The 8,271-nt window shown below is 51.2% G+C and carries 7 protein-coding genes; all 7 read right to left on the bottom strand.

The genetic code is table 11. From position 1 onward, the window contains the following. Positions 1–379: 379 nt before the first annotated feature. Positions 380–2,320 (bottom strand): BCCT family transporter, encoded by a 1,941-nt coding sequence (locus ABD892_RS12840; RefSeq protein WP_345196155.1) that lies wholly within the window; start codon positions 2,318–2,320, stop codon positions 380–382. 197 nt (positions 2,321–2,517) lie between these two features. Next, on the bottom strand, positions 2,518–2,919 hold the full coding sequence (locus ABD892_RS12835) for a globin (protein WP_345196154.1): 402 nt from the start codon (positions 2,917–2,919) through the stop codon (positions 2,518–2,520). Between the two features lie 70 nt (positions 2,920–2,989). Continuing rightward, entirely contained in the window at positions 2,990–5,116 is a 2,127-nt protein-coding gene (locus ABD892_RS12830; protein WP_345196153.1) for an FUSC family protein, read from the bottom strand. Between the two features lie 7 nt (positions 5,117–5,123). Beyond that, a complete protein-coding gene (locus ABD892_RS12825) occupies positions 5,124–6,002 on the bottom strand; it encodes an efflux RND transporter periplasmic adaptor subunit (protein WP_345196151.1) in 879 nt (292 codons plus the stop codon). Positions 6,003–6,011: 9 nt separating this feature from the next. Further along, positions 6,012–6,215: a DUF1656 domain-containing protein gene (locus ABD892_RS12820; RefSeq protein WP_345196150.1), complete on the bottom strand. Its 204-nt coding sequence runs from the start codon at positions 6,213–6,215 to the stop codon at positions 6,012–6,014. A 329-nt stretch (positions 6,216–6,544) separates the two neighbouring features. Beyond that, a complete protein-coding gene (locus tag ABD892_RS12815) occupies positions 6,545–7,456 on the bottom strand; it encodes a hypothetical protein (protein WP_345196149.1) in 912 nt (303 codons plus the stop codon). A 114-nt stretch (positions 7,457–7,570) separates the two neighbouring features. After that, on the bottom strand, positions 7,571–8,271 hold a 701-nt coding region (locus ABD892_RS12810), incomplete at its 5' end, for a hypothetical protein (RefSeq protein WP_345196147.1).

Genomic DNA, 8,271 nt, shown 5'->3' with positions numbered 1-8,271 from the left:
GCGTTTTGTGCAAAAACTGTACTCTGTTGCCAAAAGTACGGCCAGCTTGCTCACATTCCCAAGGTTAAGCGGGATTTAAGGTGGGCTGAGACACTGAGAAAACTTAGGTCTTGGTACTTAAGACATGGCACCCAAAGAAAACACTTATTGATTTTTTCCGTTGTAATGATGTGACGTAGGCAGTCGCTGTACATCCTGGGGGACACACTCTCGCAACAAAGTGCACTTATTGGCCTTATTGATTGATCAGTCTTCTTGTTCTATTGAAATGCCTGATCACTATGTTGTCAGCAACACGATGGCATGCACTCACCTTATTAACCCGGGATATCCGAATCACTGCATGATCCGGATATCCCATACTCATCAGAGCAAAAACTCAGGAAACAACGACTTCAACCTCCACCTTCTGCCGCTCCCGGAACAACTCATTAAAGGCAATCCGTGCCTGCTGGGCTGCTGCCGAGGTTGCCAGTTTTCGCTCCTTCGCCTGCATGGCTTCATCGGTCAGCCTGCGCAGTTCAATGACCATCTCTTGCGGCGCATCCCCCAATTCCAGTCCGGAATTACCACGGGAGAGAGCTTCCTGGCGAATCTTCCGCTTCATCCTCCAGATGGCATTCAATGCCAGGCGTTCCGCCTCAGCCGCTTCAACGGCTTCATCTTTCAGCTGTTCGAAGGTCGCCAGCGCCATGCCTTCTTTTGACCAGGGATCCACATCCGGCAGTTCCTCAATATTGATGACCGGATCTTCGTAACCTTCCTGGTGCGCCAGGTCCAGCGTAGCCGCCTTAACAGCCGAGACCATCAGCATCACCGCAATCACCAGCAGCGGCAAACCACCCACTATCGCAGCGGTCTGCAGTGTGGACAGCCCGCCCATGAACAACAGTACGGTGGGCAGGAAAGACAACGCAAACGCCCAGAACAAACGGTTCCACCGCATCGGCTCTTCCGTCACATTGTTCTGTACGACGGAGGCTAGAATGTAAGAAATAGAGTCAAAGGTTGTTGCGGTAAAAATCAGGCACAGCAGCGTAAAGACCGCAATCACCAGCTCACTGAACGGCAACTGGGAAAGAATGGCAAAGATAGCCTGGGTTGCGCCCTCGTTGTTCAGGATACTCACCACATCCACTGCACCGGACAGCTGCAGTGACAGGCCATAGTTACCCAGCACCATAAAGAACAGGAAACAGCCCATGGAACCAAAGAAGATGGATCCTGTTACCATCTGCTTGATGGTCCGGCCACGGGAGATTCGCGCCACAAACAGACCCATGCTGGGCGCAAACACCAGCCACCAGGCCCAATAGAAAATGGTCCAGTCCTGGGGAAAGTGGGTATTTTCGAACGTACCATACCCGCCGAAAGGTTCCGCCCAGGTAGCCATGGCAAAGAAGTTGGTCAGCATCCGGCCCAGGGAGTCCAGTCCCGTTTCCAACATGAAAATAGTCGGACCAGTCACCAGGATAAACACCAGCAAACCAATGGCACCCCAGAAGTTGATGTTACTGAGCAGCTTGATGCCTTTCTCCATCCCGGCATAGGCGGAGTATGCAAACAGCGCCGTACAGATCATCAATACAACAACCTGGGTTTCGGTGGTTTTTGGAATACCGAACAGGTGATTCACACCTTCATTGATTAATGGTGCGGCGAGCCCCAGCGTGGTGGCACCACCGCCCAGCAACCCAAAAATAAACAGGATATCGACCAGTTTACCCAGCCAACCATGACTGCGGACTTCGCCGATCACCGGCATCAACGCACTGGACACCTTCAGAACCGGCTGTTTGCGAACATAGTAAAAATAAGCAATGGGCAACGCTGGAATCAGGTAAATCGCCCAGGCAACCGGCCCCCAGTGAAACACCCCATAGGTCGCCGCCCACCGTACAGCCTCTTCACTGCCCGGTTCCAGTTGGAAAGGCGGGTTCTGGTAATAATACGCCCACTCAATCGTGGCCCAGTACAGGATACTGGCGCCGATCCCGCCGCAGAAGAGCATCGCTGCCCAGGAAGTGGTACTGAATTCCGGCTTTTCATCCGGATCCCCCAACTTGATCTGGCCAATATCACTGAAAACGATATAGACCATGAAGAAGACGGCTGCGATGCCCAGGGCCAGGTAAAGAAAACCGAATTGATCGGTCATCATCGTCTTGGCGCCGGCAATCCATTGCGCCCCCTGTTCCGGCCAGAGCGCCAGCGGAATCACAACAGACAACAACATACCCAGCGCACCAAAGAATGTTGTCTTATCAATCAGTTTAAAAGCATTGGCCGGTAACATACCGTCTCCATACCGCAGAACCATGAGAAAAACCCGGCGATTCTGTACGTATGTACCCCATGCCACAAACCAACCTTTTTGCTCTGACCATAAAAAAAAAGCGTCGTCACGAGTATGGCACTATGGCAGCATCCATTGACGCCACAAAGCCCCAAAAAAAACCGCCGGGCGGCGGTTTTTTTTCAATCAGCAGATGTTCAGAACGATATTGTTAACATCAATTAATAGTGGGATTTGATCAAATCGATACCCGGCTTCATCACACGGCGCCACTGGTCATCAAGCTCTGTCGTATACTTTGGATCATGCTTGGCCACCGTTTCCATCAGTGCCTCCACCCAAAGGTCATACCATTCCGGTAAAATGTTCAACCCGCCACGGCTGTGACTCTTTCCCAATTCCTGCAGCTTGGCATCAAGCATCCCCAGGGCATAAGTGAGCAGCCACTTGATCCCACCTCGCAACATCACCTGCTGGCGGGTCATGTTGGTATTGACGAATTTCTCCGCAATGGCTGGCGACTTGCCGGTAAAAGCCTCGTAGAAATCATCATAAAATGTCGCGCTGCTGTTGCAGCGTCCATAACTCTGAAAAACGATATCGGCATCTGTCAAACCTGACATCGTCGCCACCTCCCTGTTAGCGTCTTTTATCAATTTAGGCGAACACAGGACTTTGAGCAATTCATAGCCGTCAGGTGCTTTCCCCATAACCGGCCATGCGCTCCAGCAAGCCGGGAATCAATTCCAGCTGTGCAGTGGTACGCAACAGGCAGAGGCGGTCTTCACCGGCTACCTTCGGATACAGAGTCCGAAAATCCTCCAGCAAGTCCAGCATCTGCTGCTTTGCGTGACGTAACTGGTCTGCCATCCCTTCTTGTCCCTGCCCTTTCGCCCACTGCCTGAAACCCGGGGCAAGATTCGCCAGGAACCTGCGAATGTCCCGTTGCAGTTGGGCAGGCAAGCTATGCTGCCGCTGAGGAAAACGGTAGAGCAACTCCCCCAGATAAAAGACCTGGATCACCAGTTTCGCGTCGTTTAATCCCCGTGGCGTTGCATCCATCCACTGCTGCACCTGGTTCAGGCGATCATACATCCGTGATTCAAATTGCCCTTGTTCCTCCGGGCAGGCTTTGTTCTCACAGATGTGTGCCAGCTCCTCCAGCATCTGGCGATGAATACTGCGCACAATGCGTCGGGGGCTTTCCGGGAACACCAGCAGCAACGACAGGCACCCCAGTACCGAGCCGGTCAATGTCGCCAGCGCCAGATTCACAAAGGAAGGAAAATCATAGACCGGCATGTTCGTTGGTTGGACCGACAGATAGAAATTAATTAATAACACCATGCCAAGCCCCACGGTTGCGCGGTTGCAGATCAGCAGCCCGGCAATCACGATCACCGGCACCTGTGCCAGAAAGAACAGGGGGAATCCGTCGATCACCGGCATCACACGGAACAACATCAGGTAACCAAGTCCCATGCCAAGGACGATGCCGGCGATGGTCTGGCGAAACAGCAGTGCAGGAAACGGATGTGCCGCAAACAGGGTGGGTAGGACAATCGGCATCATCATGAGGCTGGCACCCTGTGGCCAGGCGGTCCAGTACCAGATCACGAGACCCGACCCGATGGCGACTGCAGGACGCAGGGCGCGCAACAGGCTCAGCCGATGGAAAACATGAAACGCCAGGCGGGGCTTTTCATTCGCCACCGCCAGATCCGGGCGTTCACGGTGCAACTGTTGCATATGCCGGAGGGAACTCTGTAATGATTCAAGACTGCCAATGGCCAGATACAACGTTAACGTGATACGCCATAGCGCAGCATCCGGCGTATCCGTTTCCGCCAGTAGATTGCCGAGCTGAGTTTCAAGCAGTGCCAGATGTTCCAGCTGTTGCGTCAACAGCGGCGCCAGCGTTGTCTCCAGCTGATCCGGAGAGGCATTATCCAGCGTTTCCAGTTGCTCTACACAGTACTGGAGCGAGAGCATCAATTCTGACTTGATCGGAAGCGACGTATTGGCCTGATCCAGATGAGCCAGCTGATGCGCCATAACATGCAACCGGGAGACGGTACGCAACAGATTCTGCACCAGTGCCGTGGCATGCTGGAATACATGACCCCGGGAAAGATTTTCCAGGCTGGCATCCAGACGCATCCGCTCCAGATCAAAACTCCCGCTGATACACTGCATGTGCGCCTTGCGATAGGCCGCAAGGTCCGTGACGACTAACCCATCCACCACCTGGCGCAGGAACACCAGTACATCGTTCACGCTTTGCCAGGCTTTACGGCGCAGCAACTCCCGGGCCGACAGGGGGACGACCACCGTGCTTATCACCGTCATGACCAGTACCCCCACCAGGGTGTCTGTCATGCGATGTACGGCGAGTATGAAGCCATTGTCTGGCGCAGCCAGCGCCGTTACCGCCACCATCGCCACCGTGTAACCTGACAGGCGGGTCGTATACTCCAGTGGCCGCCAGATCCGGTTTCCCAGCCAGGTCATGACACAGACCCACAGCACCAGCAGGGCAAAAAACACAACCGGTGCCTGACCAAACGCCATCAGCAGGAACAGGGAAAACAGGCAACCGAAGAGCGTCCCCAGCACCCGGTTGGCGGCCTTGGCGTAGATCATCCCCACCAAAGGCTGGGCCACGATGATGCAGGCGACCAGCGCGGTACCGGGGCTGGCCAGGTTAAACCGGTAGCTGCACCATTCAATCACGCCCATGCCGAACACAATCTGCAGTACGCGGATCCAGTTCTCCACCGGTGCCTGCACCAACCAGGCCAGCCTGTTCTTAAGCACCATGAGGGGCTCACTCAAGCACAATGGTGCAGGTCATGCCACTGGCCAGCATCAGCCCTGGCGGTATATCGGTCAGATGAATCCTCACCGGCACCCGCATGGCCAGCCTAACCCAGTCAAAGGTGGGATTCACCTGAAGCAGGCCGACAGCGTCATCCCCCCCTGGCGTGCTGTAATCGGTGATACCCCGTGCAATGCTGACCACTTCGCCCTGCAACTGAACAGCATCATCACTGAGTAACGTGATACGCGCCGGCGCACCGATTTGCACCTGCGGCAACTTGGTTTCCAGGAAATAACCGTAAACATAAAAACTGTCGCTATCGACCAGCGACAGTACTGGCTGGCCTGCAGTGGCAAAATCCCCTTCCGTCCGCGTCCGGTTGGTAATGTAGCCATTGCCGGGGGCATAGATACGGGTTCGCGCCAGATCCAGCCGCGCCTTATTCACAACCGATTCAGCAGCACGGTACTGGGCCTCGGCAGCCTTAAGGGTCAGTTCGCTTTTATCCCGTTCTTCCTTGCTGATCATGTCGGGGCCGAGCTTGCGCCGCCGTTCAGCTTCCAGGCGTTTTTCTGCCAGGTCGGCTTTGGCGCTACTCGCGTCGGCTTCAGCCCTTGCCAACGCCACGTCATAGGATGCCGGATCAATCGCAAACAACAAATCCCCCTTGCTGACTTTCTGGTTATCCGACACGGCCATTTCAACAATACGGCCGGTCACATCTGGCGCCACCTGGTAAACATCCGCACGGATACGCCCGTCACGGGTCCAGGGACTTTCGGTGTAATAGACAAACAACCAGTGGATGGCATATACGGCGATGGCAACAACAACCAATGTCACCAGAACGGAAAACAGCTTTTTTGCTGTCAGCGAGAACGGCATGAAGACAACCTAAAACGTGGATTGCTGGAAGATGGCAACACCCATGACAAGAATAAAATAGACGGCCAGGTTGAACAGGCCCGGGTGCCACACCCACTCGTAAAGACCGAGCCGGTCAGCGATACGACGGATGATCATCCAGGCAAACAACGCAAAACACAGGGTACTGATGAAGTGCGGCAGACTCAGGCCACCAATGACGAGATCAGGCATAGGGAAAACAGAACCAGTCAACAGGAGAAAGGGCTGGTCAATCAGCTTGGGCGCCCATTAAGCAATACCTCAGACTGACTACCTCATGAAAAGGGCATAATTGATAACGCGCTATGACTATATGCCTGCCTGACGCAACAATCCGTACGTAATTTCAGCAAGTTCATGAGACGTACTCTGTGATCTTTACCCACTCGTTACCAGCCCTGTCGTAAAAATGAAAAACATCACTGTTCAAGAGAGTCGTCAGTCCAGAAGGACAAGGAAAAAGTACTTCAACAGATAGCCGGGTTGCTACCGATAACCAGTACTGTTGTTAATCGTATATATCAGGGCATTTCGTTAAAAACGACATTAACAGGCAGACACTGCTTGCTATCACGTCCATTATGTTCATCTTTCGTTTCGACATCTGATATTGACTCAGCTGAGATTGATTCTTCTGGAACAGCCAACGGAGCTGACTGTATTGCGCCCTGTGATTCTACAGATCTATTTCTAAAGTAGTTCGTCACTGGGTTACATAGCTTAATTCGATCAGCTATTGCATTAAAAAACAGGAAAATAGGCATGAAAGACAACATAAACGAGATAAAAAATGAAACATTTGCGACAACATAGCCCGCCCCCGGGATTGACGGAAGCTTAACATCCAAGCCTGTTATATTACATGTCTTTAAATTCTGAAGAATGTCCAAATGTTCAATATTCGCTAGCGCCATTTCACGAAAGCATAAGCCGATAGGGATAGATAAACCTGCCGCAATAAGTTTTACTACAATCCGTTCGAAAAAGATGGCTCTTAGCTCATCTCTACACGTATGATCACCCAACGCTATAGAAATATTATCAAGCTTCTTTAATAAAATCCTGACTAAAGCAATTAAGGATCTTCCCAAAAGCGCTGCAGAAACGGCTCCGGCACACCCAATAGCATTATAAACTCTATTCCAGACAAGAGGCATTTCGCCGGCATAGTGATCACAGTCAAATTCATGACCAGCAACATTGACAGCCGTATAATTGGAAGAAAGACCTAAAAAAGAAGTAAATGCTCTCGCAGAAAAGAACTCTGATGTGTATAAAAATATCACAAGCAACAAACCAACTGAAAAAAAAGCATCAACACCGGCCAAAATTTTTGATCTTTTTTCAGAACAATCAAGCAGTATTTTAATCTCACCTATGGATAACTCTGCAGCGCTAAGGTTTTCCTCAACCATATATTTTAAAACTTTCACAATATGAGACTGGAACCTTCGATCACCATCAATAAGAGCTATCTTTTGGGGAATATGATCGACGTTCGTGCAAACATACACCAAAATATCATTATCCGTTTCAGCAGCGACACGTTATATTATGTCAACGACCTGCTGAACATTCTCAAAATACTCATCCGAAATCCCTTTGCACAGCGTTCGCCAACAAGCAATAAATGAATACAGAAAATCTTTCGCCAATAGATTATAGGTAACCGTTTCAACAAGAACATTGGCCAATGCACAGAGGCCAGGAACAACAAAATTGCCAACCCTGGGTACAAGGCCAAAAAACGTTAATGCGCCATCAGGTAATGTTCCAAAGACGGAAGGAATTACTGTACCGGACTGTTTAGCGATGCAAACGAGTTTATCCGATACTGGCTTTTGCTTAAATTCCAGCCTTTGCTCTGCAGAAGACTTTACTTGATAAACAAAGCTAAAACCGTGTAGTAGTGCAGTACCGAGTAAAGTAAAAGCTAACATCCACTCCTGTCGCTCTGATGGTGAAGCGCTAGACATACCAAATATATTCAATGCACCTGCTAGTCCAGCGGCTAAAAACAACGCGATATAACCTGCTACAGATTTCTTTGAAAGTCGGCTGGATGAAATGGAATGAGTATGATGAACTGCCGACTTGAGCACGCTTATTCGGCAACCTAAATCGGCTGTATTCTTTATACTGGCCAGTGCCTGTATTTTTTTAGTATCGTAAGTACTCAAAAACTCCTGTGCAGACCACATGGCAGCCAGCATGAGGCGTATTCGATAATATTTGCCAGTCTCGGAAT

Origin of the sequence: Kistimonas scapharcae (assembly GCF_039540975.1) — a bacterium.
GTDB lineage: Bacteria > Pseudomonadota > Gammaproteobacteria > Pseudomonadales > Endozoicomonadaceae > Kistimonas > Kistimonas scapharcae.
Note: the sequence above shows the minus strand (reverse complement) of the source record. Positions and strands in the feature narration are given on the sequence as shown.

Bases quoted from the DNA above. Each gene is read 5' to 3' on its own strand.
- ABD892_RS12825 (WP_345196151.1), bottom strand. From the start codon at position 6,002: ATGCCGTTCTCGCTGACAGCAAAAAAGCTGTTTTCCGTTCTGGTGACA.
- ABD892_RS12840 (WP_345196155.1), bottom strand. From the start codon at position 2,320: ATGGTTCTGCGGTATGGAGACGGTATGTTACCGGCCAATGCTTTTAAA.
- ABD892_RS12835 (WP_345196154.1), bottom strand. From the start codon at position 2,919: ATGTCAGGTTTGACAGATGCCGATATCGTTTTTCAGAGTTATGGACGC.
- ABD892_RS12830 (WP_345196153.1), bottom strand. From the start codon at position 5,116: ATGGTGCTTAAGAACAGGCTGGCCTGGTTGGTGCAGGCACCGGTGGAG.
- ABD892_RS12820 (WP_345196150.1), bottom strand. From the start codon at position 6,215: ATGCCTGATCTCGTCATTGGTGGCCTGAGTCTGCCGCACTTCATCAGT.